The following is a 23,549-nucleotide window of genomic DNA, read 5'->3' on the forward strand; positions in this document are numbered from 1 at the left end:
TCGGGGGCGTCGTCGGCGCGGCGCGTGCCGACACCCGGTTCGTCGTTGTGGATCGACTCGTCCGACACGCTCGCGTCGGACTCCGGGGAGACCCGGGCGGCCTGACCCGCTCCCGCATCCGCGCCGGCTCCGCCCGCGGGAACCTCTTCGCTCACGCCGGGTTCGTCACCACCGCGCTCGGCCAGGTGCGCCGCGACGCCCTCGCGGTCCGGGGAGGCGGCGCCGCCGACATCCGTCGGGAAGGAGTGGTCGGTCGGCTGGTCATCGGACTCGACCAGGTCCTCCTCCTCGGGCTGCATCGGCTCCTGGCTGTTGATGAGTGCCTCGGGATTCGACATGGTGCGCTCCTCTCATGGATGAGAGTCCAGCGTCCGTCGCGAGCGACGACCGAGCACCACCGTTGACAGGTGCGCACGCGCGGGGTAGTCGGTCCGGCAGCCCGGGCGGGCGCGCGCGGCTGTCGCTCCCGCGCACCCGCCCGGCGCGGTTCCTCAGCCCTTCGCGCCCTTGCGAGGCTTCAGGAACTCATCGGGTGCGTTCTTGGCCCGCTTCGCGGCCCGCTTCTCCTTGAGCGAGAGCTGCGGCGCCTTCTTTCCGGCGCGACCCGGTGTGGACTTTCCTGACATGTGCGCTTCCCCTTTTCGTGGCTGGCGTAACCCCTGACCATACCCGGAAGCGCAGGGAAGTCAAATCTCCCGCTGAACGGGAGAAAACCGCTCGTCGCGCGGGCTGTCTGAGGGCTCGCGAAACGCGTCGGGATCCGGCGTCGGGAGGACGTCCGCTGAGGCCGCGAAGGCCCGAGCCGCATCGCGTCGCGAGACCGGCGGGACCACCGAGCCGCTAACGTGTCGCGACATGGGCGTCTACCAGGACCTGGGGTTGCAGCCGCTGATCAACGCGTGGGGAACCGTCACCGCGGTGGGCGGGTCGCTGATGGCTCCGCAGGTGCTGGATGCCATGCGAGAGGCCGCCGGGGCCTTCGTCGACCTGCACGCACTCCAGCGTCGGGCGGGGGAGCGCATCGCGGACGCGCTCGAGGTCGATGCGGCGTGCGTCACGGCGGGCGCGGCGGCCGGGCTCGTGGTGGCGGCCGCCGCATGTGCGGAGGAGGCGGCCGAGCAGCGACCGCCCGACGACGGCCGCCCGGGGGAGTGCCTCATGCTGCGCGCACACCGGAACCGGTACGACGCGGCGGTGACGGCGGCCGGACTGCGCGTGGTCGAGGTCGGCTCGGGGGACGAGGTCACCGCTGAGGAGCTCCGGGCCGCGGTGACCGATCGCACGGCGCTGCTGCTGTTCATGGCGGAGGCGGAGGGCGTTGCGGGCTCGCTGCCGTTGGAGATCGTGGCAGCGGTGATGCGGGAGCGCGGTGTCCGCGTGGTCGTGGATGCCGCGGCGGAGCTGCCTCCGCGAACGGGCCTGGCGCGGCGGTTCGCGGCAGGCGCTGACCTCGTGGTGGTGAGCGGCGGCAAGGAGATCGGCGGACCGCAGTCCTCCGGCATGATCCTGGGTGGCGTCGAGCTCATCGACCGGTGCACGGCCCTCGCCTACCCGCACCACGGCATCGGCCGCGCGATGAAGACGGACAAGGAGACCATCGTCGGACTCATGACCGCGGTGGAGCTGTTCGCACGCCGGGACGAGAGCGCGCGCTTCGCGGAGTGGGAGCGCAGGAACGACGAGCTGCTGCGCGGACTGCGCGGCGTCAGCGGACTGGAGGCGCGTCGACACCTGCTGACCCGGCCTGGCATCCAACCGGCCTCCATCCCGCGGGTGTACGTGCGGCCGCTCCACCGCACGGCGGCTGAGGTCGCCGCCGCACTCCGCACGGGAGACCCGGCGATCGTGGTGGGCGTGGACGGCGACGACCTCGCACTGAATCCGCAGTGTCTGTCGCCCGCCCAGGTGCAGCCGCTGCTCCGTGCGGTGATCGCCGCCTGCGCTCCGCGCGTCGATCCGATCGAGGTTATGAATTTTCATTGACCGCGCGCTGTTTGTAGTTTAGTTTCGTCGTGACCACACCCGACGGCACGAGGGAACTCCATGCCCGCTCTGCGCGACCCCGCCCTGAGCCGCCTCGCCCACAGCCTGCTGTGGCCCGGATTCGCGGGTCGCACCGCGCCGGACTGGCTACGGCGCGCCCTCGACCAGGGCCTCGCCGGCGCCGTCTACTTCGAGCAGAACATCGACGCGGCCGATCCCTCGCAGGTGCGCGCTCTGTCCGCCGAGCTGCACGACGCCAACCCGGACGCCCTGATCGGCGTGGACGAGGAGGGCGGCATCGTCACCCGGCTGGAGGCCGCGGCCGGCTCCTCCACCCCCGGCAACGCGATCCTCGGTCGCATCGACGACCTCGACCTCACGGAGCGCACCGCTGCCTGGATCGGGGAGCTCGTGGCTTCCGCCGGTGTCGACATCGATCTGGCCCCCACCGTCGACGTGAACGCGAACGCCCGCAATCCGGTGATCGGCGTCCGCTCGTTCAGCGCCGATCCCGAGGTGGTGTCGCGGCACGCCGCCGCCTACGTGCGCGGTCTCCAGCGCGCCGGAGTCGCCGCCTGCCCGAAGCACTTCCCCGGGCACGGCGACACCGTGACCGATTCACACCTCGCCGCCGCGACCGCCGACATCACGCTCGACGAGCTGCACGCGGTGCACCTCCCGCCCTTCCGCGCTGCGATCGACGCCGGGGCGAAGGCGCTCATGACCGCGCACATCCGCGTCCCGGGACTCGGCGATCAGCCCGCGACGATGAATCCGGCGAGCCTGGCCCTGGCACGCGAGCTCGGCTTCGACGGCGTGCTCATCACCGACGCCGTCGACATGGCGGCGATCCGCGGCACGGTCGGCTCCGGCCCCGGGGCGGTGGCCGCTCTCGTCGCAGGCGCGGACCTCGTGTGCATCGGCAACCCCGCCCTCAACCCACAGGTCGGCGGAGAGCGCACGGACGAGGTCGAGTTCCTGGAGGTGCTGCACGCGGTCATCGCGGCCCTCGAATCGGGGGAGCTGCCGCTCGCGCGTGCGGAGGACGCCGCCGCGCGCCTCGCCGAACTCGCGGCCTGGCGACGTCGACAGCCTCCCGCGCCGGGACGCCCAGGCCCGTTCGACGGCGCCGCCCCGGCCGCGCGCGCCACTGTCGTCATCGGCGACGTGCGGCTGCGCGGGGGCGAGGTGCTGGCGATCGACGCCCGCACCAAGCGCAGCATCGCCGTGGGCGAGGCCGCCGACTTCTTCACCGTCGCGCTGCGGGAGTCGCGCGCGGTGGAGCGGATCTCGCTCGCGGGGCTGACCGAGGCGGAAGCCGCCGTCCACGCCGCGTCGGCAGCTGCTGCCCACCACGGAGAGGCTGTTCTGCTCGTGAACCAGCCGCAGAGCAGTCCGTTCGAGGCGGCCGTGCTCACGGCGGTGCTGCGGGCGCGCCCCGACGCGGTCGTGGTGTACGCCGGGTGGCCGGAGGAGACGCCGCCCGAAGCCGCGAGGGCCGTGCGCGCCCTCGGGGCGTCGCGGGCGACTGCGGTACACGTCGCGCGGCTGCTGATCGGGGCCTGAGGCGCCTGCCGGGGGCCTTGATAGCCTCGGAGCAGAACGGCGGAGGACGACCTCCGGCGGGATGACCTGTCTGGGGACGACCCCGGTGAGGAGCCCGCCGTGCACACCCCGTCCCCCTGGCCCTGGTGGGTCGTCTCCCTGGAACCGCGCAGCGCCAGAGGAACGCTCGTCCTGTGCGGCGTCGCCTTCGGCATGGTCCTCGCCGCCCGCACGACGACCGACGCCCGCGGGATGTGGTTCGAGCTGGTGCTCGCCTCCGCCTTCCTGCTGTGGGCGGCGGCGCAGTGGGCGTTCGTGGAGGCACGACGGCGGCGCGAGCGGGCGTTTCGTCGAGAGGTGGAGCAGTACCTGCGAGGTCGGAGCGAGGCGCCGCACGGGGACTGATCGACGGCGCGCCCTTCGCCCGTTGTTTTGAATGACTCAAAACAACGTGGTACGGTCGGAGGGAACCGACGGCCAGGCCGAGGCTCCTCCCGTCGCGCCAGACGACGATCCGGAGGAGCACGCGGGTCGCAGCTCGCGCACCATCGCAGGGGGACTCGTCCCCCTCTCCGGCGTGCGCGCCGCCAGGGGCATCCGCACCCCTCCGCGCGAGCCTGCCGTCGTACCGCAGAGAGGAACACGTCATGGAAGAGACACGACCCACCGGTCGCACGAGCCCCGCCATCCCGTCGATGCCGCACGCGATGGGACGCGGCGCCCGCGAGGACATCATCTGGGAGGCTCTCGAGCGCATCGACGGCAAGCCCGCTCCCGCGGTCGGCTCCATGCAGGCCGCGATGGGGAACGAGGCGCAGATCCAGCTCGTGCACGATGTGATCCGCGCCTACCTGGATCACCGCGGCGCGACGGATACGCGCGAATGGGCCTTGCGCGCGGGCGGTGCCTCCTGATGCGGCGCTCCACCATCACGCGCACTCCCGAGCAGATCCTCCGGGTGCACGCCGCCGAGCTGCGAGCCGAGGCCACGGACTGCCCGCCCGACCACGCCGTCGCCCAGCTGGCGTCGCCCGGCCTGAGCGGGAACTCCGTCGTGGTCGTGCCGACCGAGCCGACACCGCCCGCCTGGATCGTGCTCGACTACGCCGACGGCCGCGAGCGACTGTGGCGTCGGCGATCCGACACCGGCGGCACGCTCTCCTTCGCGCTGGTCGAGGACACCGCCTCCACCGGCTACGTCAGCGCGCGGACCGCCCCCGCCACGCCTTGAGCGCCATCTGGACCGCGATGCCGACGAGGTACACGGCGAACAGCGCGTTGCCGACCACCGGGTCGACGAGCGTCGCGGTCCAGGCGCCGAGCGCGGTGGTCGTGCAGGCCGCGATGCCGATCAGCAGCGCGGGGCGCAGCTCCACGTTCCGGGTGCGGAGGTTTCCGACCGTGCCGGAGAGGGCGGCCGGGATCATCATCAGCAGGGACGTGCCCTTCGCCTCCAGGTCGCTGGTTCCGAACACCATCATCAGGAACGGCACCACCACGATGCCTCCGCCCACACCGATCAGGCCGGACAGCACGCCGGTGCCGACGCCGAGCACCAGCAGGGCGATGCCCGTCGGCCAGGTCAGATCGAGGGCCGCCTCCCGGGACGGGACCACCAGGAACAGACTCACGATCACCAGCACCAGGAACGCGACGAACAGCCACCGCAGCACGGTCTGCGAGATGCGCGGCAGCAGGCGCGTACCGAGCTGCGCCCCCACCACGGCGCCGGCCGCGAGGATCAGCGCAGGCACCCACGCGACATTGCCGGACACCGCGTAGGAGATGACCCCGATGCTCGCGGTCGGCACGATCGCCGCGAGCGAGGTGCCCGCCGCACGACGCTGATCGAAACCGCACAGCAGCACGAGCAGCGGCACGATCACCGTGCCGCCGCCGACCCCGAACAGCCCGGAGAGCAGTCCCGCGGCGAGGCCGATGCCGAGGAAGAGGAGCACGGCGCGTGCGCCGCGGTGGTCGGTGCTGCGGGTCACGCGGGCACTCCTTTCGGGGGTGTCGCCCTTCGGCGGACGGCTCATCGGGAGGACCGCGGCACGACCGCGCCGGCGTGCACGACCGTCTGCACGCGGAGCTCCTGGTCCAGCAGCACCACGTCAGCGCGGGCTCCCACGCGCAGAGCGCCGCGGTCGTGAAGACCGACGAGGGCCGCCGCGGTGCCCGACGCCAGCTGTCCCGCCGCCAGGGGGTCGATGCCGAGACCGCGCACCCTGGCGTGCGCGTGGGCCAGCCGCAGCGCGGAGCCGGCGAGCGTGTCCGTGCCGCGGAGGGTCACGCGGCTGCCGCGCACCGACACCAGCCGATCCGGGAACGAGTGGTCGCCGTCGGCGAGACCCGCGGCGGCGGACGCGTCGGTGACCAGTGCCGCCCGTTCCGGGCCCACCGCGGTCGCAGCGAACCGCAGCACCGCGTCGTGGAGGTGGTGCCCGTCGGCGATCAGCTCGATGCGCACCCGCTGGTCGACCAGGGCCGCGCCCAGGAGCCCGGGGCGTCGGTGGTCGAGCGGCGGCATGGCGTTGAACGCGTGCGTCACCAGTCGTGCGCCCGCGTCGAAGGCCGCCGCGGCCTGGACGACGTCGGCGTCGCTGTGCCCGAGCGCGAACAGCACCCGATCCGCGAAGGCGGCGATCAGCTCGACCGCCCCGTCGAGCTCGGGCGCGATCGTCATGATCACGGGGAGATCCTCGGCGTCGGCGAGCAGCTCCTCCAGCAGGGCGGCGTCCGGGCGGCGGAGCGCGGATCCGTTCTGGGCCCCGCGGCGGAGCGGCGACAGGAAGGGTCCCTCCAGGTGGACGCCCACGATCGAGGGGGCCTCGCCCGAGCGGACGACCTCCACGATGCGGCGCACCGCCTGCCGCATGGCCTCCGCCGGCATCGTCGCGACGGAGGCGAACATCGCGGTCGTCCCTGCGGCGAGGTGCCCGCGGGCGACGGCGACCACGTCCTCGCGCGTCCCCGCGTAGATCGAGGCGCCGTCGCCGCCGTGGCAGTGCAGGTCGACGAACCCGGGCAGGACCCAGCCCTCGCCCGCATCGAGCATGGCGTCCGCGGCGGGCGCAGGACCATGGCCGAGCTCGGCGATGCAGCCGCCCTCGACGCGGAGCCATCCATCGAGCACCCCGTCCGGGGTCACCACGTGCCGCCCGGCGACGACCGTCATCGGCCCAGCAGGGCGTCGGCCGCGGCGAGCGCGCACGCACGGGACGAGCCGTAGGTGCGCACCCAGGCGCGGAAGTCCGAGTGGTCGTCGTGCTGCACGCCCATGTCGAGCACGATCGCCTCGGGGTGGTCGGCGCGGAGCTGCGCGATCACGGGCTCCTGCCAGTCGAAGCGGTGCGGGCTGCGCAGCAGCAGCACGAGCGTGCCGTCGTCCCCGTACTCCTCGGCGAACTCGGACACCGCACCCGACAGCATCTGCTCGCCCGCGTAGGTGTCCGCCGAGAGCCGGATGGTCTCCACGGTCAGTCCGCCCTCCGTGAGGAAGCGCTCCACGTCGCCCTCGGCCCGTCCGGCCGCCGGGGAGGCGACGGGGTCCAGTCGCACCACCAGCACGTTCTGCGTGGTCACCGCGGCATCGCCGCCGACGGAGATCACCTCGCGGGCCAGTCGCTCCCCGAGCGTCGGATCGGGCTCTGCGTCCGCGGCGGGACGCGAGCCCATGCGGGCGAGACGGTCGTTCGCCTCCTCCAGCCGCTGGGCGTCGAGCCGACCCTCGTCCACCGCCGCCGTGATCGCCGCGACGACGCGGTCCACGTCCTCCCCGAAGGACCACGACCCGAGGCAGAGCGCATCGGCCCCCGCGGCGAGCGCGAGCACCGCGGCGTCGCCGATGCCGGCGTGGTCGCGCACCCCGCGCATCTCCAGGGCGTCCGTGATGATGACGCCGTCGAACCCCAGCTCCTCGCGCAGCAGCCCGGTCATCACCGGGCGGCTGATCGACGCGGGGAGCTGATCGATGCGCGAGAGCCGCACGTGCGACACCATGATGCTGTCGACCTCGGCGTCGATCGCGGCGCGGAACGGATCGAGGTAGTGCTCGATGAGGTCTTCGCGGGAGAGATCGACCTGCGGCGTGCCCAGGTGGGCGTCCGTGCCGCTCAGGCCGTGACCGGGGAAGTGCTTCGCGCATGCGCTGACCCCGGTGGACTGCAGCCCCTCGATCCAGGCGGCGGCGTGCCGGCTCACCTGCGCGCGGTCAGCGCCGAAGGTGCGGATGCCGTTCGGGCTGAAGGGGTTGACCGCCACGTCGACGGCCGGGGCCAGATCCCAGTCGATGCCGGCCTGGCGGAGGGAGAGCCCGATCTCGCGCGCGATGCGCCGGGTGCTCTCCTCGTCGTCGATCGCGCCGAGCGCGTAGTTCCCCGGCACGGAGATCCCTCCCGCGTTCTCCAGTCGGCTGACGTCGCCGCCCTCCTCGTCGGTGGCGAGGTGCAGTCGCGGGTTCTCCGCCCGCATGGCCGCGGTGAGCTCACGCACCTGCGCGGCGGAGACGATGTCCCGGCCGTAGATCACGAAGCCGCCGAGGCCCGCGGCGATACGCGGGGCGGCCCAGCGGGGGAGCCGCGTCCGGCCCACGCCGGGGAAGAGCACGCCGTGGGCGAGGCGGGCGATGTCTGTCATGGGTTCTCCTCGGGGGATCGGGTCAGCCCTTGACCGCGCCGCTGGTCATTCCGGCGACCAGGCGGCGCTGCACGAGCAGGAAGAAGATGAGCACGGGGATGGAGAAGATGGTCGACGCGGCGATCATCGCGCCGTAGTCGACGCCCTCGGAGGTCTGGAACGACACCAGCCAGACCGGCAGCGTGTAGTTCTCCTGCGAGCGCATGATGACGTAGGCGAACAGGTAGTCGTCCCACGCGTTGATGAAGGCGAAGATCGACGTGGCCACGACCCCGGGGGCGAGCAGCGGCAGCACGACGCGGACGAAGGCCCCGAAGCGGCTGAGACCGTCCACCATGGCGGCCTCCTCGAGCTCCACCGGGATCCCCTCGACGAAGCCGCGGAGGGTCCAGATGGCGAACGGCAGCACGAACGTGAGATACGTGAGCACGAGGCCGGGGAGCACGTCGAGGGCGCCGACCTGCCGCAGCATGAGGTACAGCGGGATGACCATGGCCGACCCGGGGATCATCTGCACGAGCACCAGCACGACCAGCAGCACCTTGCGGCCGATAAACGAGAAGCGGGCGCTGGCGAACGAGGCGCCGAGCGCCACGATCATGGAGAGGACCACGGTCGCGAGCGACACCACCAGGGAGTTGCGGAAGAACACCCAGAAGTTCGAGGAGTCCAGGGCGCGGGCGAAGTTGTCCACGCTGATCGGCCACGGGAAGAACTCGGGCGTCTGGCTCATGATGCTGCCGGGCTCTTTGAAGGCCGTGTTGAACATCCAGTAGACGGGGAAGATCATCACCACGGCCACCGCGACCGCGACGACGTTCGCGACCGTGCGGCGCCTGCTGAGGTAGCTGCTGCGGCTCATCGGACATCCACCTGCTTCACCTGTCGTCGGACGTAGAACACGGCGAAGGCGGCGAGCAGCCCCACGGTGATCATCGAGATCGCGGCACCGCCGCCGTAGTCGTTCGCGCTGAACGCGGTCGTGTAGGAGTACACCGCGAGCGTCGTGGTCTGCCCCGACGGTCCGCCCTGGGTCAGCACCCAGAACGGCGTGAACGAGTTCACCGACCAGATGACCTCCAGCACGATGAGGATCGCGAGCACGGGCCGCATCATCGGCAGCGTGATGTGCCGGATGGTGTCGAGCGCGTTGGCGCCGTCGAGCCCTGCCGCCTCGTACATCGAGGTCGGGATCTGCCCGAGCGCGGCGTACATGGTGAGCACCACGAACGGCAGCCCCTTCCACACGATCAGCAGCACGATCAGCGCGAGCGCCTCGACGGGGTTCGAGAACCAGTCGTGCGCCCGCAGGTCGCCGAAGACGCCGAGCTGCGTCAGCAGCCAGTTCGCGACGCCGTACTGGGGCTGGAACAGCCACTGCCAGATGAGGGCCGCGGCGACCATCGGCATGGCCCAGACCAGCACGAGACAGACGGTGAGGGCGAGACGCGCCCAGGGGGAGGTGCGCAGCAGCAGCTGCGCGAGGAGGAAGCCCAGCGTCATCAGCAGCGCGACGCACAGCAGCGTCACCGCGAACGTGCGCAGCAGCACCATCCAGAACTCGGGGTCTCCGAGCACGTCCGCGTAGTTGTCGAAGAGGACGAACGGCGATTCGCCGGTGAACAGCGACCGGGAGTCGTACTTCTGGAAGCTCAGCACCGCGAGGCGCACGATCGGGTAGCCGAGGATCACCACCAGGACGATCGCCGCGGGGGCGACCAGCAGGTAGGGCAGCGCGCTGCCACGGCTCCGGCGGCGTCGCGCCGGGCCGGCCCCGCCCGGTCGCGCGGACCGGACGGGGGCGGCGGGTGCGAGTTTCGTCATGCTCTCTGCTTCTGGTCAGTCGCCGTAGGCGTTCAGCGTCTTGGTGACGTACGCGTCGTAGTCGGCGGTGGCCTTCTCCAAGTCGGCCCCGCCGACGACGGAGGAGAAGAACTGCTCGTTGTACCGCTCGCTCTCCAGCGTCGACTGCCCGGGGCTGGCGGGAAGGGACTTGTTGCTCTTGGCCGCCTCGCTCGCCACGATCATGTGCTCCGGCATGTCGTCCGGCGTGAAGGTCGGGGAGATCGGGATGAGGTTGAGCTCCGAGCCGAACCGCGCCTGCATCTCCCCGCCGGTGATGATGCGCAGGTAGTCCTTCGCCGCCTCCGGGAAGTCGGTGTCGGCGGCGATGCCGATGGTGGAGCCGGCGACGATCACCGGCAGCGGCTCGCCCTCTTCGTAGCCGGGCATCACGAAGTAGCCGATGTTCCCCTCCATCGCGGGGTTCTTCTCGACCACGGCCGCCGGCTCCCAGCCGCGGACGTAGGCCATGGCCGCTTGCCCGTCGGCGAAGATCTGGGTCTGGTCGGGGTTGTTGGTGTTCACGCCGACCGACGACGGGGTCGAGCACGTGTTCTGGAATTCGGTGAACGCCGTCAGCCCCTCCACCGCCTTCTTCGAGCTCATCGTGGCCTTCCACTCGCCGTCCTCCTGCACGGCGACGTCGCCACCCGCGCCGAAGATGAACGGCACGCCCGCGAAGTAGTACTGCCCCGGCATGTAGAAGCCGGAGAAGTTCGCGGTCGCCGCGTTCGCCGTGTTGAGGGTGGTGCAGGCGGCCATCAGCTCGTCGAGGGTCCCGGGGATCTCGGTGATGCCCGCGTCGGCGAACATCTGCTTGTTGTACATGACGACCTTCGTGCCGCCGTACAGCGGGGTCGCGTACAGGCGTCCGTCCAGCGTCGAGGGGTCGGCGAGACCGGCGAGCCAGCTGTCGGAGTCCTCGAAGGAGCCCTTGTCGTCGGTGATGTCGAGCAGGCCGCCGGAGTACGTCTGCAGCGGCGTCTGCGTGTTGCCCATCTCGACGATGTCGGGACCGTTGCCGGAGGCGAGGGCCGTGGTCAGCTTGGTGGCGATGTTGTCCCACTGCTGGATCTCGACCTTGACGTCCATGTCCGGGTACTTCTCCTGGAACGCGGCGTTGACGTCTTCGATGATGGGCTTGTCGCCGGGGCCGCCGGTCATCATCCAGACGGTGAGGGTGCCGCTCGTCTCGCCCGCGTCGGGTTCGGTTCCGGCGGAGCTGCAGCCGGCGAGCGCGAGCGGGACGAGCAGCGTCGCTGCCGCGATAGCGGTGATTCGGGTGGATCTCATGGTCGTTCTCCGTTTCGTCATTGAGGGGGAAGACTGCGACGGCTAGGCCGCGGTGGGGGAGGCGGCGAGTGCGCGGATGATGCGCTCGCGTTCCACGGGGACGAGCGTGGCGTGCTCATCGAGGACCCCGACGGACGCGTGCAGCTGGCTGAGCGCGGCGGCCATGGCGCCGAGAAGGCCGGCGGCGCCGCCGAGCTCGCTGCGGCGGATCCGGGTGTCGACGTTGACCATGTCGCGCACCTCGTCGTGGAGGCGCTCGAGCACGTCGTCGCCGAAGGCCTTCGCGAAGCCGCCGGCGATCACGATGGTGGCGGGCTCGTACGCGAGCGTGACCAGGGAGACCAGATGCAGCAGCGCCTCGTGCACGTCGCTCAGGATCTCGGCGTACTCCTCCGGGTGGTCGAAGAGGTCCTCGGCGGTGTCGATGTCGGCGCCTCTCGCCTTGGCGTGTGCGGCGAGGCCGGCGCCCGATACGAGGTCCCGCAGCCGCTCGGCGCGGCCGGGGAGGCGCAGCCGGCCGAACTCGCCCAGTGCGCCGTCGGGGCCGGCGAGGACCCGTCCGTCGCGGGCGGCGGCCGTGCCGAGACCGGTGCCGAGGGCGAGCAGCACCGCGGAGGCGGAGCCGTCGATCGAGCCGCACACGAGCTCGCCGTAGAGGGCGAGGTTGGAGTCGTTGTCGATGTGCACCGGCACGTCGAAGGCCTGCTCGACGGCCTGCACGAAGTCGGCGCCGAGCATCTGCGGGAGGTTGTGGGCTCCGAGGATGCGCTTGCGGTCGCCCGAGACGGCACCCGGCACGCCGAGCGCGACCGACCCGAGCGGGATTCCCTCGCCGTGCGCATCGATGAGCTCCGTCACGCGGTCGGCGAGCCAGGCGGCGAAGTCTGCGGCGTCGAGCTCCGCCGGGGTGCGGTACCGTCCGCGGACGAGGGCGTTGCCGAGCGCATCGGCGACCGCGATGCGGCAGTTGGTGCCGCCCAGGTCGATCCCGGCGATCAGTCGCGCGGAGGGGTTGAGACGGACGGTCGTGGCGGGGCGCCCTGGCCCGCTGCGGTGTGCGGCGCTGCGCTCGACGACGAGCTGGGAGGCGAGCAGCTCGTCGACGACGCGGAAGACGGTCGCGCGGCTGAGGCCGGTGGTCTCGGCGAGCTGGGTGCGCTCGAGCTCGGCACCCGAGATCAGCTCGGCGAGCACGCGGCTGCGGTTCGATGCGCGGAGGGACGGAGCCTTGGTCACATTTACTCTCAGACTGAACTTAATTGGACGCGGCCCACTGTACAACAGCGGAATCGCGGCGCAAAGCCGGATTTCCGGCTCTGTCTCACGCCGTCTGAAAACCCCGTCCGACCAGGGCGGAGATCGTCTCGCCTGCGATAGTTGCCCCAGGCAACTGAAGGAGTAGACTGGTCGCATGACCCACACCCCCGAGGTCGCGGACATCCACGTCGCCCTCGTGCGCGTCGTCGCGGAGTGGAGTCAGAGCGATCTCCAGCGGCACGTCGCGGAAGCCGTCGACGTGGAACTCGACCCCACCGCACTGCGGGCGCTGTACCTGCTCGGCATGAACGGCGGCGCGATGGGGTCGGGGGAGCTCGCCCGGCACTCCTCGATGTCGCGGCCGACCACGTCCAAGCTCGTCGCCCGCATGGCCGCCCAGGGTGTTGTGGACCCCGTCCGCTCCGGACGCACGGTGGAGGTGCGGCTCACCGCGGCCGGCACCCGCGCCTACGACCGTCTCGTCGCCGCCGGCCACGGCATGGTCGGCGACGCGCTCACCGGCTGGACCGCGCAGGAGGTCGCCACCTTCCGCCACCAGCTCACCCGCTTCGTGGCCGGCCTGTCCGGCACAGACCCCGCACCGCACATCTAGGAGGAATCATGACCCGCACATACATCGTCACCGGCTCGGCATCCGGAATCGGTGCCGCCACCGCCGAACTGCTCCGCTCGCAGGGACACACCGTCGTCGGCGTCGACCTGTCCGGCGTCGAGGTGGACGGTGACCTCTCCACGCACGACGGCCGGATCGCCGCCGCCGAGGCCGCGATCGAGGCCGCCGACGGCAGCGTGGACGCCGTCATCGCCTGCGCCGGCGTCTCGGCGCCCATCGCGAAGACCATGGCGATCAACTTCTTCGGCGTGACCGAGTTCCTCACCGCCCTGCAGCCGACACTGAGCCTCGCCGATGCCCCGCGCGCCGCCGTCGTCTCGTCGATGGCCTCGCTGCAGCCCGTCTCGGCCGAGCTCGTCGACACCGCCCTCGCCGGTGACGAGGCCAAGGCCCTGGAGATCGGCGACGGCCTCGCCGCCACCCCGGAAGCCGGGTTCCTGAACTACTCGTCCAGCAAGCGCGCGCTCTCCCGGTGGGTGCGGCGCGAGTCGATCACCCCGGCCTGGGCCGGCGCGGGGATCCCGCTGAACGCGGTCGCCCCCGGCACCGTCACGACCGCCATGACCGCGGGACTGCTCGCCTCCCCGGAAGGCCTCGCCCAGGTCGACGCCGCGGTGCCGATGCCGCTCAACTACCACCAGCCCGCGTCCTCCATCGCCGAGCTGCTCGTGTGGCTGACGAGCCCCGTCAACACCCACATGGCGGGACAGACGATCTACTGCGACGGCGGCGCCGACGCCGTGTTCCGCGGCGACGACATCTGGTCCTGGAACGACGCCCCGCGCGGCTGACCTCCGCCCGACCGGCGAGAGCCCCCGCCTGACCTAGACTGACCGCCATGGGGGAGTTGTGGCGCTCGATGTCGCCGCGCTCCTGGGGTCGTCTCTTCTTCGGGCTGCAGGCTCTCGCCGGCGCCGCCTGGTGGATCGGCGTGTTCACGCAGCCGGGCGTGCGCACCGCCACCCTCGGCACCCTCGATGCGCCGCTCGTCGCCCTGCTCGACGTCCCGCTGTTCGTGCTCGGGTCTGCTCTCGCGGCGCTCGGCTGGCCGGCCGCGGTCTGGGTGGCCACCGGATGGACGGCCGTGGTCGCCGCCGGCATGGCGCTGTACGCCACGGTCACCGGTGCGGCGGGGTGGGGCGCGCTGCTCATGGCCGCCGCGGCGCTGGGGTCGATCGGCGCGGCGGTGCTCGTGCTCACCGGGCGGGTGCCGTCCGAGTGGCTGCTGCGCGGACCGTTCCGCTTCCGGCTGGCGACGACCGCCCGCCCCGTGGCACACCTCTCGCGCACGGCGCTGCAGATCCTCGTGTTCTCGGCGGTGTTCCTGGTGGCGCTGCCCGCCGTCATCGTGTTCGTCGAGCATCGGTGGGGCCTGCACGTGCCGTTCCCCGCGGCCGTCCGCGTCGGCGGGGCCGTGCTGTTCGCTCTCGCGTTCGCGCTGTCCATGTGGTCGGCGGCTTCCATGTCCGTCCAGGGCGAGGGTACGCCGCTGCCCTCGGCGATGCCGCGGCGACTGGTGGTCGCGGGCCCGTACCGCTTCGTGCGCAACCCGATGGCCGTGGGCGGGATCGCGCAGGGCGTGGCGGTCGGCCTGATGGCGGGCTCGTGGCTCGTGGTGCTCTACGCGCTGTGCGGCTCGCTGGTGTGGAACGCGCTCGTGCGGCCCCTGGAGGAGGCGGACCTGGAGGCGCGGTTCGGCGCTGACTTTCGCGCCTACCGCGACCGCGTGGCCTGCTGGATCCCGCGGCGCCCCCGCGTCCCCGCGTGAGGCGCCCTGATTCAGCCGCCTGAGCGCCGCAGCGCCGGGGAGCCGTGCAGCAGCCCGTACGCGCCGAGCACGGGCGAACGCACCACGCCGTCGGCCCCGAACGGAGTGTCGTGCTCCGCCACGGCCAGGAGCAGCACCCACCCCGTCCGCTCCGCCGCCGCGCCCCATCCGCGGGGCACCGTCCCGCGGCGCACCGCCTCCGCGTACGCGGCTCCGGGCACGGCGAGGTCGCGCAGCCGCAGGTCGTCGTCACCGCGGAACTCCACGCCCACACGGCGCACCGGCGCGAGCGGACCGTTCACAGGCGGCTCCAGCGTGCTCCAGCCGTGGGCGCGCAGCAGCTCCGCCTCCGGCTCCTCGGCACCCGGCGGCAGACGCAGCAGCAGGCACGGAGCGCTGTCGCCGCCGACGTCGAGCACGGCGAAGTCGAAGGACGGCCGAGGTGATCGGGTTCGGCGGCGCCGGGCACGGCGGACCGTGCCGAACCCGATCACGATGGCGAAGGCCCCCAGGGCCCCCGTCCAGCCCGCGAGGAGGAACCCGAGCACGACGACCACCACGCCGATGCCCAGGCCCACCCCGCGGAGCCTGTCGGCGTCAGCGGTCCGCGTCTGCGCCATGCTCCCTGTCGTCTCCGGCGGTGAGCGATGCCTCGGGGGCGTCGACAGCGCCGTGCGCGCCGTGTCCTGCACCGTGCGCACCGGCACGGTCGACCTCCGCCTGGGTCAGCGGGGCGAGCCGATCCTCGAAGAACCACCGCGACAGCGCCGCGCGCGCGTTCTGATGCCACGGGATGCGGCCCTTCGCGTTCGGCCGGACCACGAGCGGGGCGAACGTCTCCACGTCGATGAGCTTCCAGCGCTCATACTCGTCGACCTGCTCGTGCACCTCGACGAACTCGCCGCCGGGAAGCCGCACGATGCGTCCGGTCTCGAAGCCGTGCAGCACGACCTCGCGGTCCTTCTTCTGCAGCGCCAGGCAGATGCGCTTCGTCACGAAGTAGCCGAGCACCGGCCCCAGGATCAGCAGCGCCTGCAGGGAGTGGATCACGCCCTCCATGGTCAGCATGAAGTGCGTCGCGATGAGGTCGGAGGACGCGGCCGCCCACAGCACCGCATAGAAGATGACGCCGGCCGCACCGATGGCCGTGCGCGTGGGGGCGTTGCGCGGACGCTCGGCGATGTGATGCTCGCGCTTGTCGCCCGTGATCCACGCCTCGATGAACGGGTAGAACAGCACCGTCAGGATGAACAGCCCCATCACGGCGACGGGCACGATGATGCCGAACGACCAGGTGCGGTCGAACAGCACGACGTCCCAGTTCGGGGGAGCGAGTCGCAGCGCGCCGTCCGCGAAGCCGATGTACCAGTCCGGCTGGGTTCCCGCCGAGATCGGCGATGGGTCATAGGGCCCGTACACCCAGAACGGCAGGATCTGGAAGAACGTGCCGAGCAGCGCGATCACACCGAACACGATGAAGAAGAAGCCGCCCATCTTCGCCGCGTACACCGGCATGATCGGGAAGCCGACGACGTTCTCGTTCGTGCGGCCGGGGCCGGCGAACTGGGTGTGCTTGTTCACGATCATCAGGATCATGTGCACGGCGATCAGCGCGATCACCAGCATCGGCAGGATCAGGATGTGCAGGGTGTACAGGCGGCCGATGATGTCGGTGCCGGGGAACTCGCCGCCGAACAGCAGGAACGAGGTCCAGGTGCCGATCAGCGGCAGGCCCTTGATCATGCCGTCGATGATGCGCAGGCCGTTGCCGGAGAGCAGGTCGTCGGGCAGGGAGTAGCCGGTGAAGCCCTCGGCCATCGCGAGGATGAACAGCACGAAGCCGATCACCCAGTTCAGTTCGCGCGGCTTGCGGAACGCCCCGGTGAAGAACACCCGCAGCATGTGCAGGCCGATGCCGGCGACGAACACCAGCGCCGCCCAGTGGTGCATCTGCCGCACGAGCAGTCCGCCGCGGATGTCGAAGGAGATGCGCAGGGCCGAGTCGAAGGCGGCCGTCATCTCCATACCGCGCATCGGGGCGTACGCGCCCGTGTAGTGCGTCGGCACCATCGACGCCTGGAAGAAGAACGTCAGGAAGGTGCCCGTGATGAACACCACCACGAACGCCCACAGCGCGATCTCGCCGAGCATGAAGGACCAGTGGTCGGGGAACACCTTGCGGCCGAGCGCCTTCACCATCCCGGAGATGCTGGTGCGCTCGTCGATGTAGTTCGCGGCGGCGCCGACGAAGCGGCCTCCGAGCGGTGGAGGCGGGGCGTCCTGCGGTGCCTGGTCGCGAGTGTGCGTCGTGGCCATGGGGTCCTCTTCGGGATGGGTCAGGTGATGGGCGGGCGGAAGGGGGCTGGCGCGTCAGTGGGGGCTGCGGGCGCTGACGCCCTGCCGGATCAGGACTCGGTGCGGAGCGCGGCGGCCCTGGCGCGCAGGGCCGTCATCCGGCGCTCCAGCACGCGCAGGCGCGACCATGCGTCGACGTCGCGCGTCTCGAGCGCAGCCAGATCCCCCTCGGTGAGGGCGTGCAGCCGGTCGTGCGTGAGGTCCTCGTACCGCACGTCGTGGGCGTAGCCGCGGCTGAACGACCGCGCGATCCCCAGGATGACGAGCAGGATGACCGCACCGATGATCGTTCCGAAGAGGGCGTCCACGGAACCTCCCTTCGCAGAGTGCTGGAAGCACGTCGGCGGGAGGGCACGGCACCGAGGAGGTCGGCGCGTGCGACGAGGAGGCTGCGGGGGCGGTTCCACCAGCGAGATGCGACACGAGACGACCTTCTTGGTCAGTCTTGTCGCTCTGCGGGTACTGCGCCCTCGTCCGCAGGTTCGGAACTCGAACCTGCCGCCACCGTAGCAGAGGTCGCAGCGGCGTCGCCAACCGGCCCGACGGCGCGAGCGCCGACCCGGTGAGCGGGCGTGCACAGGCGTTGTTGTGGTTGCCGGGCTAGGCTGGTCGCGTCTCCGGTCACCGGGGGCGGCGGACGAGGGAGCAGTACCCGCACACGACGACTGACTCATGAGGAGTCCGTCATGGCATGGGTGATCCTGGTCGCTTCCGGAGTGCTCGAGGCGGTGTGGGCCACCGCGCTCTCCGCCTCGAAGGGGCTGAAGAAGCCGCGACCCACGATCCTGTTCCTGGTCGCGCTGACGCTCAGCATGGTCGGCCTGGCGTGGGCGATGAACGACCTTCCCACGGGCACGGCGTATGCGGTGTGGGTCGGCATCGGCGCATCGCTCACCGTGCTGTGGGCGATGATCACCGGCTCCGAGCGCGCGTCGCTCGCGCGCATCCTGCTGCTGCTCCTGCTGGTCGGCAGCGTCGTGGGCCTCAAGGTGGTGAGCTGAGATGGCGTGGGCGATCCTGCTTGTCAGCGCGGTGCTGGAGGCGGTGTGGGCGACGGCCCTCGGGCAGTCCGCCGGGTTCTCGCGTCCGCTGCCGACGGTCGTGTTCCTGGTCGCGCTGGCGCTGAGCATGATCGGCCTGGCGTGGGCCATGAAGTCGATCCCGATCGGCACCGCCTATGCGGTGTGGGTGGGACTCGGGGCCGTGCTCACGGTCTCGTGGGCGATGCTCACGGGCGCCGAGGCCTTTTCGGTCGGCAAGGCCGTGTTCATCGGCGGCATCATCGCGGCGGTCATCGGGCTGAAGCTCGTGAAGAGCCCGGCGCGTACCATCGAAGTCTGCGCACCGGCGCAGCGCTGCGAGCAGGACGACCTGACGTAAAGGATCATGCGGGGACGGCCCCGACCGTCGAGGAGCCTTCGATGACCCGACCGTCGATCAGGCAGCTGATCACCCCCATCGACATCGTGCGCGTGGCGCTCGGGTGGGGTGCGTACGTCGTGCTGCTGGTGGCGCACCCGCTGCTCGCGCCGCCGGTGCCCGGCCCGCTGCTGACGGTCGCGCTCGTGGGCATCGTGTCAGTGATCCTCGTGTGCGCGTTCGGCGTGGTGAAGCAGGCGGAGGCGCTCGCGCATCGGCTGGGCGACCCGTACGGCTCCCTCGTGCTCACGCTCTCGATCGTGCTGATCGAGGTGATCCTCATCTCGGCCGTCATGCTCGGCCCCGGAGAGCACGCCACCATCGCCAGGGACTCCGTGATGGCGGTGTCCATGATCATCCTCAACCTGGTGATCGGGCTGGCGCTGCTGCTCGGCGGCATCCGCCACCGCGGCATGGCGCACAACCGCACCGGCACCTCCGCATATCTGGCCATGCTGGTCGTGCTCGTGGCGCTCGCGGTGGCCCTCCCCGGGCTCATCGGCGACGGCGGCGCCTACACGGTCGGGCAGGAGATCCCGATCATCGTGCTCACCCTCGGGCTCTACGCGTTCTTCCTGTTCCGGCAGATGGGGGCGCAGGCCGGGGACTTCACCGAGGTCGACGCGCGACTGTCGCACGCGGCGACACGGCCGGAGGCGGAGCCGCGACCCGGGATCCGCGCGGTGCTGTCGACGCATCGCACGGAGGTGGTGGCCCGGCTCGTCCTCCTCGTGGTCACGGTCGTGCCGATCGTGCTGCTGTCGCACGACATGGCCGCCCTGCTCGACGACGGTCTCGGGCGGCTCGGGGCTCCGGTGGCCCTGGCCGGGCTCCTCATCGCCGGGATCGTGTTCCTGCCCGAGTCGATCACGGCCGTCCGAGCCGCGCTGAACGGCGAGGCGCAGCGCGTGACGAACCTGTGCCACGGGGCGCTCGTATCGACCGTGGGGCTGACGATCCCCGCCGTGCTGCTGATCGGCATGCTCACGGGGCAGACGGTCGTGCTGGCCGAGTCCCCCGCGAACCTGCTGATGCTCGGGGTCACGCTGCTGCTGTCGATCACGACCTTCTCGGCCAAGCGCGTCACCGCCACGCACGGCGCCGCGCATCTCGCGACCTTCGCCGTCTACGTCCTGATCCTCTTCAGCTGAGTTCGCGGGGCGGGCGTCAGCGCTGGCCGCGAAACAGCCCGCGCAGCACGACCACGGCGACGAACGTGATCGCGAGTCCGGCGAGGCCGATCAGGCTCGTGAAGAACAGCTCCATGAGGTGGATGGTGGCTTCGTCGACGAGCGGCTGCGGGTCGGTGTCGGTTCGGATTCTCATGCGCTGTCCTTCGGTCGGATGACGCGGCGGGGCGCAAGAAGGACGTCGGACGGGCGGTTCCACCAGCGGGACACGACGACCTTCTTGGTCAGTCTTGTCGCTCTGCGGGTACTGCGCCCTCGTCCGCAGGCCCGGTTGCAGGCCCGCCGCCACCGTATCAGCCCTCGTCGACGACGAACTGTGTAAGGAATCCGTCCGAGCTGCAAGGCGATGCCCGCGGTCGGTCGACCGCGTTGGGAGGACGGAGATTGGAAGAGCCCACCCACTCCTTTCCCCACGGACGGTCCGCATGAAGACGAAGACCCTGCTCGCCCTCGCCACCACGGCCCTGCTCGCCCTCGGAGCGGTCGCGCCCGCACACGCCGACGAGGGCCTGCACCCTGACGTGGTGTACGCGCTCGACGCGGTTCCCGGCGGCGTCGTCGTCGACAGCCGCAACGCGGTGTGGCCCGAGCTGGGCATGGAGATCACGGTGCCGTCGCCGTTCCTCCGCGCGGTCGGCAGCTGCGCCACCGGAACGTACTGCGCGTACTCCGAGCCGAACCGCGGGGGGACGCGGCTGAGCTTCAGCATCTGCACCGTCGTCAGCACCGCGGGGCTGAGCACCGTGCGCTCGATCGCGAACGCCCGCTCCTCCGGCACCGTCCAGGCGCGTGCAGGGAGCGGTACCGTGCTGGCCTCGGCCGGCGCCGGAGCCACCGCGAACGTGACCGGTGCGGTCAGCAACCTCCGCTGCTTGCTCTGATCATGCCGCTAGCCTGTTCACACCGGACCGGGGCGTAAGGAGGGGCGCGTGTTCCGCATCGCGTTCAGCCACGCGCTCGCACTGGCGACCGCGGCGCCGGGCTCGGGCGAGTCGAGCGGGTTCCTGCGGCTGACCGCCCGCCGCGACCGCGCCATCACCCGGGCTGCGGAGCACGACGGTGCCGGCTCGAAGGCCGTCGTGTACCGGCAGCTGTTCGACGAGTACTGGCCGCGCGTGCACCGCCACCTGGAGTGCTTCGTCGACGACCCGGCGGAGGTCGAGGAGCTCACCGCCGAGGTGCTCCTGATCGCCTGGCGCAAGCTCGACCCCGCGCACCCGATGGGGCTGCGCTGGTTCCTGCGCACGGCCGACAACAAGCTGCGCGACCGCAGCCGCAGCGCCCGTTCGCGCGACAGCGCCGTCGAGGCGCTCACCCGCGGACTGAGCTCGCCGACCGAACCGCTGGACCCCATGGAGGTGCTGGCGCTGCGGCGAGCGCTCACCGCACTCAGCGCGCGGGAACGGCAGGTCGTGGTGCTCACGTACTGGGACGAGCTGAGCGCCGGCGAGGTCGCGGAGACGCTGCGCACGAGTCAGGGCGCGGTGTGGACGACGCTGACCAGGGCCAGGGCGAAGCTGCGTGCCGAACTCGACGCAGGACGGATGCCATGAACACCACCGACGCCGACCTCGACCGGCTGTTCCGCGCCGCGAACCCGTCACCGCGGAACCCCGAGGGCGCCGGGCTCACGGCCGCGGAGATCGCGATCAGGGAGAGCATCATCCGCGGGACCTATCGACCGCAGCGCCGCGCGCCGCGCCGCGGTCTGGCGTGGGCGGGGCTGGCCACGGCTGCGGCGGGCGTTGTCGCCGCGGTGGTCGTCGCCATCGCGGTGCTCGTCCCCGCTCAGCCCGCGGTGGCGCTGACGCCGCCCGCGCTGCACTACTCCGCCGCCGGCACTCCCGCGCAGGTGCTCGCCGATGCGGAGCGCACGCTCGACGCCGGTGCCGACACCGCGCAGGTGCCCGTGGTGCACTCCTGCTCGTGGAGCTGGAGTGTGGACATCGCTGAGGAGCGCGTGGAGGTCGTGCCGCAGGTCGTGACACTGGAGTGGGCCCCGGGGCAGCCGACCGTGTCGACCATCGTCGCGGGCGAGTCGTACTGGCCGGACGGCGAACGGCCTGACGGCATCGCCGCGAGCCCCTACGCCCCCGGCGAGCTGATCGACACCGTGACCCTGTCCCCGGAGGAGTTCGCCCTTCCGGCGGAGGTCGCGGGACTCTCCGGCAGCGCACCCGCCGAGCTCTGGGCGGCGCTCGGGGCGTTCGGCGCCACGCCGACCTCGTCCTCCGGGGAACTGCTCGCCGCGATCACCGGGCTGCTGCAGTACTGGACTCTGACGGACGCGCAGCATGCGACGCTGCTGCAGCTGCTCGACGAGGCGGGGGGCCTGACCGTGCTCGGCGAGACGACGGACCGCCTGGGGCGCGACGTGATCGGCGTGCAGGTCTCGTCCGTGGTCCCGCAGCGCACGGAGACGGCGCTCGTGTCGGTCGACACGGGCCGCATCGTGGGGGTCGAGAGCACGATCGTCGCGCCGCTGGACGGGCTTCCCACGGGCGTCGTCTCCTATGCGATGTGGGACGCGGACCGCTGACCCCCTCCCGTTCGGGTCGATGCGCCGAGGTCACCGGCCCTTGACGTAGCGCCAGAGACGGCCTTCGCGGACGAGCGCGAAGCCGAGCGCGGTTCCCGCCAGGGAGCCGATCGCGAAGGCCAGCGCGATCTCCAGCGACCGCACCGCGAGGCTCGACAGCTCGGTGGGCGCGTTCAGCGCGGCCACCACGAAGCCGACCATCCATGCCGCTGCCACCGCCGGCACCGCCCACGCGACGCCCTCGATGAGGTGCTGCAGGAGGAGGATGCCCCGTTGCGCGCCGGCGTGCAGGTTCGACGCGATCTCCACGCGCCGGAACCACACCGCCGCCGCGGCCATGAGCGCCCCGACCAGAACGGCGAGCCCGGAGGCGTATTGCGTGATGCGGTTCTGGTACCCGGCGAGCCCGGCGAAGGTCATCCCGTGGCTCGTGTTCAGCTGGGAGACCTGCGGCTGCTCGGTCGACGCCGCGCCCTGGGCCGGGGTGACCGTGGCGAGCAGGAGCTGACGGAGATCGGATCGCTGCGGCCACGCCAGCACCCAGCACTCGTCGAAGATGCCGTCTGCGCTGGTCGGAGACAGCACGGCCCAGCCGAAGCCGGCGCGGCGGCCGTCGGCGGGGTACGGGTAGCTGCCGCGGATCGGGACGGTGCGCTCGGCGATCGGGAGGGGCCCCGATCCGAGGCTCGATTCCACGTCGGCGGAGACGTACACCCCGACGCCGCGGTCATCCGCACCGAGGACTCGAGCGAACGTCGGCGTAGTCACGTAGTGGTCGAGGGGTTCGCCGGGCAGCGTCGCCGCGGACACCTTGCCTTCCGCGCGCATGGCCCCTGCCGCCGCGACGTCCGGGATCTCGGCGAGGGCTTCGCAGGAGCGCCCGTCGATGCGTCCGGGCAGGGCGAGCGTCATCACCGCTGCGCCCGAGTCGCGATACTCCCTGGCGTCCTGGACCGTGCGGGAGATGGTGATCACGTCGGCGAGGACGACCAGGGTCAGCGCGAGGGACGCGACCAGCACGAGAGCGCCGAGTCGGGTGGTGCCCGAGGTGATGTTCCGTGCGATCTCCCGAAGGAGGGCGGGCAC

28 protein-coding genes and 2 riboswitches are annotated in these 23,549 nt (G+C 71.6%); of the genes, 14 read left to right on the forward strand and 14 right to left on the reverse strand.

All coding sequences use genetic code 11. From position 1 onward, the window contains the following. Both M3C17_RS08495 and M3C17_RS08500 read right to left on the reverse strand, forming a co-directional pair. The coding region (locus M3C17_RS08495; protein WP_259977221.1) for a hypothetical protein at nucleotides 1-338 on the reverse strand (338 nt) is incomplete at its 3' end. A gap of 153 nt (nucleotides 339-491) precedes the next feature. Beyond that, nucleotides 492-626, reverse strand: a complete 135-nt coding sequence (locus M3C17_RS08500; RefSeq protein ID WP_259977222.1) for a hypothetical protein — start codon at nucleotides 624-626, stop codon at nucleotides 492-494. Nucleotides 627-855: 229 nt separating this feature from the next. Between M3C17_RS08500 and M3C17_RS08505 the strand changes: the two genes are divergently transcribed. From M3C17_RS08505 to M3C17_RS08525, 5 genes are all read left to right on the forward strand, one after another. Continuing rightward, nucleotides 856-1,983 carry an aminotransferase class V-fold PLP-dependent enzyme gene (locus M3C17_RS08505; RefSeq protein WP_259977223.1) on the forward strand — a complete coding sequence of 376 codons (1,128 nt, stop codon included), beginning with the start codon at nucleotides 856-858 and terminating at the stop codon, nucleotides 1,981-1,983. 60 nt (nucleotides 1,984-2,043) lie between these two features. Further along, nucleotides 2,044-3,549: a glycoside hydrolase family 3 protein gene (locus M3C17_RS08510; RefSeq protein ID WP_259977224.1), complete on the forward strand. Its 1,506-nt coding sequence runs from the start codon at nucleotides 2,044-2,046 to the stop codon at nucleotides 3,547-3,549. 99 nt (nucleotides 3,550-3,648) lie between these two features. After that, the gene (locus M3C17_RS08515; RefSeq protein ID WP_259977225.1) at nucleotides 3,649-3,933 is read left to right on the forward strand and encodes a hypothetical protein; all 285 of its coding nucleotides are present in this window, start codon (nucleotides 3,649-3,651) and stop codon (nucleotides 3,931-3,933) included. A 242-nt stretch (nucleotides 3,934-4,175) separates the two neighbouring features. After that, a complete protein-coding gene (locus M3C17_RS08520; RefSeq protein WP_259977228.1) occupies nucleotides 4,176-4,442 on the forward strand; it encodes a hypothetical protein in 267 nt (88 codons plus the stop codon). Continuing rightward, nucleotides 4,442-4,759: a hypothetical protein gene (locus M3C17_RS08525; protein WP_259977229.1), complete on the forward strand. Its 318-nt coding sequence runs from the start codon at nucleotides 4,442-4,444 to the stop codon at nucleotides 4,757-4,759. Before M3C17_RS08520 ends, M3C17_RS08525 begins: the two co-directional genes overlap by 1 nt. Here M3C17_RS08525 and M3C17_RS08530 read toward each other — a convergent pair. Genes M3C17_RS08530 through M3C17_RS08560 form a run of 7 tightly spaced genes read right to left on the reverse strand, consistent with a single transcriptional unit; the run spans nucleotide 4,728 to nucleotide 12,537 of the window. Further along, entirely contained in the window at nucleotides 4,728-5,567 is an 840-nt protein-coding gene (locus tag M3C17_RS08530; protein WP_396819892.1) for a sulfite exporter TauE/SafE family protein, read from the reverse strand. The two genes, M3C17_RS08525 and M3C17_RS08530, sit on opposite strands and share 32 nt — an antisense overlap. Further along, entirely contained in the window at nucleotides 5,564-6,706 is a 1,143-nt protein-coding gene (gene nagA / locus M3C17_RS08535) for an N-acetylglucosamine-6-phosphate deacetylase (protein WP_259977231.1), read from the reverse strand. Before nagA ends, M3C17_RS08530 begins: the two co-directional genes overlap by 4 nt. Next, complete coding sequence (locus M3C17_RS08540; RefSeq protein WP_259977232.1) at nucleotides 6,703-8,166, reverse strand: glycoside hydrolase family 3 protein; 1,464 nt, start codon at nucleotides 8,164-8,166, stop codon at nucleotides 6,703-6,705. Before M3C17_RS08540 ends, nagA begins: the two co-directional genes overlap by 4 nt. A 22-nt stretch (nucleotides 8,167-8,188) precedes the next feature. Next, nucleotides 8,189-9,028 carry a carbohydrate ABC transporter permease gene (locus tag M3C17_RS08545; protein ID WP_259977233.1) on the reverse strand — a complete coding sequence of 280 codons (840 nt, stop codon included), beginning with the start codon at nucleotides 9,026-9,028 and terminating at the stop codon, nucleotides 8,189-8,191. Beyond that, the gene (locus tag M3C17_RS08550) at nucleotides 9,025-9,990 is read right to left on the reverse strand and encodes a carbohydrate ABC transporter permease (protein WP_259977234.1); all 966 of its coding nucleotides are present in this window, start codon (nucleotides 9,988-9,990) and stop codon (nucleotides 9,025-9,027) included. Before M3C17_RS08550 ends, M3C17_RS08545 begins: the two co-directional genes overlap by 4 nt. Nucleotides 9,991-10,005: 15 nt before the next feature. Beyond that, nucleotides 10,006-11,301 carry an extracellular solute-binding protein gene (locus M3C17_RS08555; RefSeq protein ID WP_259977235.1) on the reverse strand — a complete coding sequence of 432 codons (1,296 nt, stop codon included), beginning with the start codon at nucleotides 11,299-11,301 and terminating at the stop codon, nucleotides 10,006-10,008. Nucleotides 11,302-11,343: 42 nt separating this feature from the next. Beyond that, complete coding sequence (locus tag M3C17_RS08560; RefSeq protein ID WP_259977236.1) at nucleotides 11,344-12,537, reverse strand: ROK family transcriptional regulator; 1,194 nt, start codon at nucleotides 12,535-12,537, stop codon at nucleotides 11,344-11,346. A gap of 175 nt (nucleotides 12,538-12,712) precedes the next feature. Here M3C17_RS08560 and M3C17_RS08565 point away from each other — a divergent pair, with 175 nt between their 5' ends. Genes M3C17_RS08565 through M3C17_RS08575 form a run of 3 tightly spaced genes read left to right on the forward strand, consistent with a single transcriptional unit; the run spans nucleotide 12,713 to nucleotide 14,960 of the window. Beyond that, a complete protein-coding gene (locus M3C17_RS08565; RefSeq protein WP_259977237.1) occupies nucleotides 12,713-13,171 on the forward strand; it encodes a MarR family winged helix-turn-helix transcriptional regulator in 459 nt (152 codons plus the stop codon). A gap of 8 nt (nucleotides 13,172-13,179) precedes the next feature. Beyond that, the gene (locus tag M3C17_RS08570) at nucleotides 13,180-13,983 is read left to right on the forward strand and encodes an SDR family oxidoreductase (RefSeq protein ID WP_259977238.1); all 804 of its coding nucleotides are present in this window, start codon (nucleotides 13,180-13,182) and stop codon (nucleotides 13,981-13,983) included. 47 nt (nucleotides 13,984-14,030) lie between these two features. Further along, nucleotides 14,031-14,960 carry an isoprenylcysteine carboxylmethyltransferase family protein gene (locus M3C17_RS08575; protein ID WP_259977239.1) on the forward strand — a complete coding sequence of 310 codons (930 nt, stop codon included), beginning with the start codon at nucleotides 14,031-14,033 and terminating at the stop codon, nucleotides 14,958-14,960. 11 nt (nucleotides 14,961-14,971) lie between these two features. On the opposite strand, the gene M3C17_RS08580 is transcribed toward M3C17_RS08575, so the two are convergent. From M3C17_RS08580 to M3C17_RS08590, 3 genes are all read right to left on the reverse strand, one after another. After that, nucleotides 14,972-15,580 carry a hypothetical protein gene (locus M3C17_RS08580; RefSeq protein ID WP_259977240.1) on the reverse strand — a complete coding sequence of 203 codons (609 nt, stop codon included), beginning with the start codon at nucleotides 15,578-15,580 and terminating at the stop codon, nucleotides 14,972-14,974. After that, nucleotides 15,558-17,276, reverse strand: coding sequence for a cytochrome bc complex cytochrome b subunit (locus tag M3C17_RS08585; RefSeq protein ID WP_259977241.1), 1,719 nt, complete (start codon nucleotides 17,274-17,276; stop codon nucleotides 15,558-15,560). Before M3C17_RS08585 ends, M3C17_RS08580 begins: the two co-directional genes overlap by 23 nt. Nucleotides 17,277-17,365: 89 nt before the next feature. Then, entirely contained in the window at nucleotides 17,366-17,623 is a 258-nt protein-coding gene (locus M3C17_RS08590) for a hypothetical protein (RefSeq protein WP_259977242.1), read from the reverse strand. Nucleotides 17,624-17,750: 127 nt separating this feature from the next. After that, a riboswitch (guanidine-III (ykkC-III) riboswitch) is annotated at nucleotides 17,751-17,815 on the reverse strand. Nucleotides 17,816-18,001: 186 nt separating this feature from the next. Here M3C17_RS08590 and M3C17_RS08595 point away from each other — a divergent pair. Genes M3C17_RS08595 through M3C17_RS08605 form a run of 3 tightly spaced genes read left to right on the forward strand, consistent with a single transcriptional unit; the run spans nucleotide 18,002 to nucleotide 19,885 of the window. After that, nucleotides 18,002-18,316 carry a multidrug efflux SMR transporter gene (locus tag M3C17_RS08595; protein ID WP_259977243.1) on the forward strand — a complete coding sequence of 105 codons (315 nt, stop codon included), beginning with the start codon at nucleotides 18,002-18,004 and terminating at the stop codon, nucleotides 18,314-18,316. Between the two features lies 1 nt (nucleotide 18,317). After that, a complete protein-coding gene (locus tag M3C17_RS08600) occupies nucleotides 18,318-18,695 on the forward strand; it encodes a multidrug efflux SMR transporter (RefSeq protein WP_259977246.1) in 378 nt (125 codons plus the stop codon). Nucleotides 18,696-18,736: 41 nt separating this feature from the next. Then, nucleotides 18,737-19,885: a calcium:proton antiporter gene (locus tag M3C17_RS08605; RefSeq protein ID WP_259977247.1), complete on the forward strand. Its 1,149-nt coding sequence runs from the start codon at nucleotides 18,737-18,739 to the stop codon at nucleotides 19,883-19,885. Nucleotides 19,886-19,901: 16 nt separating this feature from the next. On the opposite strand, the gene M3C17_RS08610 is transcribed toward M3C17_RS08605, so the two are convergent. After that, nucleotides 19,902-20,060, reverse strand: coding sequence for a hypothetical protein (locus M3C17_RS08610; RefSeq protein ID WP_259977281.1), 159 nt, complete (start codon nucleotides 20,058-20,060; stop codon nucleotides 19,902-19,904). A gap of 84 nt (nucleotides 20,061-20,144) precedes the next feature. Next, nucleotides 20,145-20,208: riboswitch (guanidine-III (ykkC-III) riboswitch) on the reverse strand. A 141-nt stretch (nucleotides 20,209-20,349) separates the two neighbouring features. Here M3C17_RS08610 and M3C17_RS08615 point away from each other — a divergent pair. Genes M3C17_RS08615 through M3C17_RS08625 form a run of 3 tightly spaced genes read left to right on the forward strand, consistent with a single transcriptional unit; the run spans nucleotide 20,350 to nucleotide 22,463 of the window. Beyond that, nucleotides 20,350-20,805, forward strand: a complete 456-nt coding sequence (locus tag M3C17_RS08615; protein ID WP_259977248.1) for a hypothetical protein — start codon at nucleotides 20,350-20,352, stop codon at nucleotides 20,803-20,805. Between the two features lie 48 nt (nucleotides 20,806-20,853). Further along, entirely contained in the window at nucleotides 20,854-21,477 is a 624-nt protein-coding gene (locus M3C17_RS08620) for an RNA polymerase sigma factor (protein ID WP_259977250.1), read from the forward strand. Continuing rightward, nucleotides 21,474-22,463 carry a hypothetical protein gene (locus M3C17_RS08625; protein ID WP_259977251.1) on the forward strand — a complete coding sequence of 330 codons (990 nt, stop codon included), beginning with the start codon at nucleotides 21,474-21,476 and terminating at the stop codon, nucleotides 22,461-22,463. The genes M3C17_RS08620 and M3C17_RS08625 overlap by 4 nt, the downstream gene beginning before the upstream one ends. Nucleotides 22,464-22,493: 30 nt before the next feature. On the opposite strand, the gene M3C17_RS08630 is transcribed toward M3C17_RS08625, so the two are convergent. Continuing rightward, nucleotides 22,494-23,549: a hypothetical protein gene (locus M3C17_RS08630; RefSeq protein WP_259977252.1), complete on the reverse strand. Its 1,056-nt coding sequence runs from the start codon at nucleotides 23,547-23,549 to the stop codon at nucleotides 22,494-22,496.

The organism is Microbacterium sp. p3-SID336, assembly GCF_025143365.1.
Lineage (GTDB): Bacteria > Actinomycetota > Actinomycetes > Actinomycetales > Microbacteriaceae > Microbacterium.

What these genes read in the sequence shown, in the direction of transcription:
- M3C17_RS08500 (WP_259977222.1), bottom strand. Translation starts at nt 626, where the DNA reads ATGTCAGGAAAGTCCACACCGGGTCGCGCCGGAAAGAAGGCGCCGCAG.
- M3C17_RS08505 (WP_259977223.1), top strand. Translation starts at nt 856, where the DNA reads ATGGGCGTCTACCAGGACCTGGGGTTGCAGCCGCTGATCAACGCGTGG.
- M3C17_RS08510 (WP_259977224.1), top strand. Translation starts at nt 2,044, where the DNA reads ATGCCCGCTCTGCGCGACCCCGCCCTGAGCCGCCTCGCCCACAGCCTG.
- M3C17_RS08520 (WP_259977228.1), top strand. Translation starts at nt 4,176, where the DNA reads ATGGAAGAGACACGACCCACCGGTCGCACGAGCCCCGCCATCCCGTCG.
- M3C17_RS08525 (WP_259977229.1), top strand. Translation starts at nt 4,442, where the DNA reads ATGCGGCGCTCCACCATCACGCGCACTCCCGAGCAGATCCTCCGGGTG.
- M3C17_RS08530 (WP_396819892.1), bottom strand. Translation starts at nt 5,567, where the DNA reads ATGAGCCGTCCGCCGAAGGGCGACACCCCCGAAAGGAGTGCCCGCGTG.
- nagA (WP_259977231.1), bottom strand. Translation starts at nt 6,706, where the DNA reads ATGACGGTCGTCGCCGGGCGGCACGTGGTGACCCCGGACGGGGTGCTC.
- M3C17_RS08540 (WP_259977232.1), bottom strand. Translation starts at nt 8,166, where the DNA reads ATGACAGACATCGCCCGCCTCGCCCACGGCGTGCTCTTCCCCGGCGTG.
- M3C17_RS08545 (WP_259977233.1), bottom strand. Translation starts at nt 9,028, where the DNA reads ATGAGCCGCAGCAGCTACCTCAGCAGGCGCCGCACGGTCGCGAACGTC.
- M3C17_RS08550 (WP_259977234.1), bottom strand. Translation starts at nt 9,990, where the DNA reads ATGACGAAACTCGCACCCGCCGCCCCCGTCCGGTCCGCGCGACCGGGC.
- M3C17_RS08555 (WP_259977235.1), bottom strand. Translation starts at nt 11,301, where the DNA reads ATGAGATCCACCCGAATCACCGCTATCGCGGCAGCGACGCTGCTCGTC.
- M3C17_RS08565 (WP_259977237.1), top strand. Translation starts at nt 12,713, where the DNA reads ATGACCCACACCCCCGAGGTCGCGGACATCCACGTCGCCCTCGTGCGC.
- M3C17_RS08570 (WP_259977238.1), top strand. Translation starts at nt 13,180, where the DNA reads ATGACCCGCACATACATCGTCACCGGCTCGGCATCCGGAATCGGTGCC.
- M3C17_RS08575 (WP_259977239.1), top strand. Translation starts at nt 14,031, where the DNA reads ATGGGGGAGTTGTGGCGCTCGATGTCGCCGCGCTCCTGGGGTCGTCTC.
- M3C17_RS08580 (WP_259977240.1), bottom strand. Translation starts at nt 15,580, where the DNA reads ATGGCGCAGACGCGGACCGCTGACGCCGACAGGCTCCGCGGGGTGGGC.
- M3C17_RS08585 (WP_259977241.1), bottom strand. Translation starts at nt 17,276, where the DNA reads ATGGCCACGACGCACACTCGCGACCAGGCACCGCAGGACGCCCCGCCT.
- M3C17_RS08595 (WP_259977243.1), top strand. Translation starts at nt 18,002, where the DNA reads ATGGCATGGGTGATCCTGGTCGCTTCCGGAGTGCTCGAGGCGGTGTGG.
- M3C17_RS08600 (WP_259977246.1), top strand. Translation starts at nt 18,318, where the DNA reads ATGGCGTGGGCGATCCTGCTTGTCAGCGCGGTGCTGGAGGCGGTGTGG.
- M3C17_RS08605 (WP_259977247.1), top strand. Translation starts at nt 18,737, where the DNA reads ATGACCCGACCGTCGATCAGGCAGCTGATCACCCCCATCGACATCGTG.
- M3C17_RS08610 (WP_259977281.1), bottom strand. Translation starts at nt 20,060, where the DNA reads ATGAGAATCCGAACCGACACCGACCCGCAGCCGCTCGTCGACGAAGCC.
- M3C17_RS08615 (WP_259977248.1), top strand. Translation starts at nt 20,350, where the DNA reads ATGAAGACGAAGACCCTGCTCGCCCTCGCCACCACGGCCCTGCTCGCC.
- M3C17_RS08625 (WP_259977251.1), top strand. Translation starts at nt 21,474, where the DNA reads ATGAACACCACCGACGCCGACCTCGACCGGCTGTTCCGCGCCGCGAAC.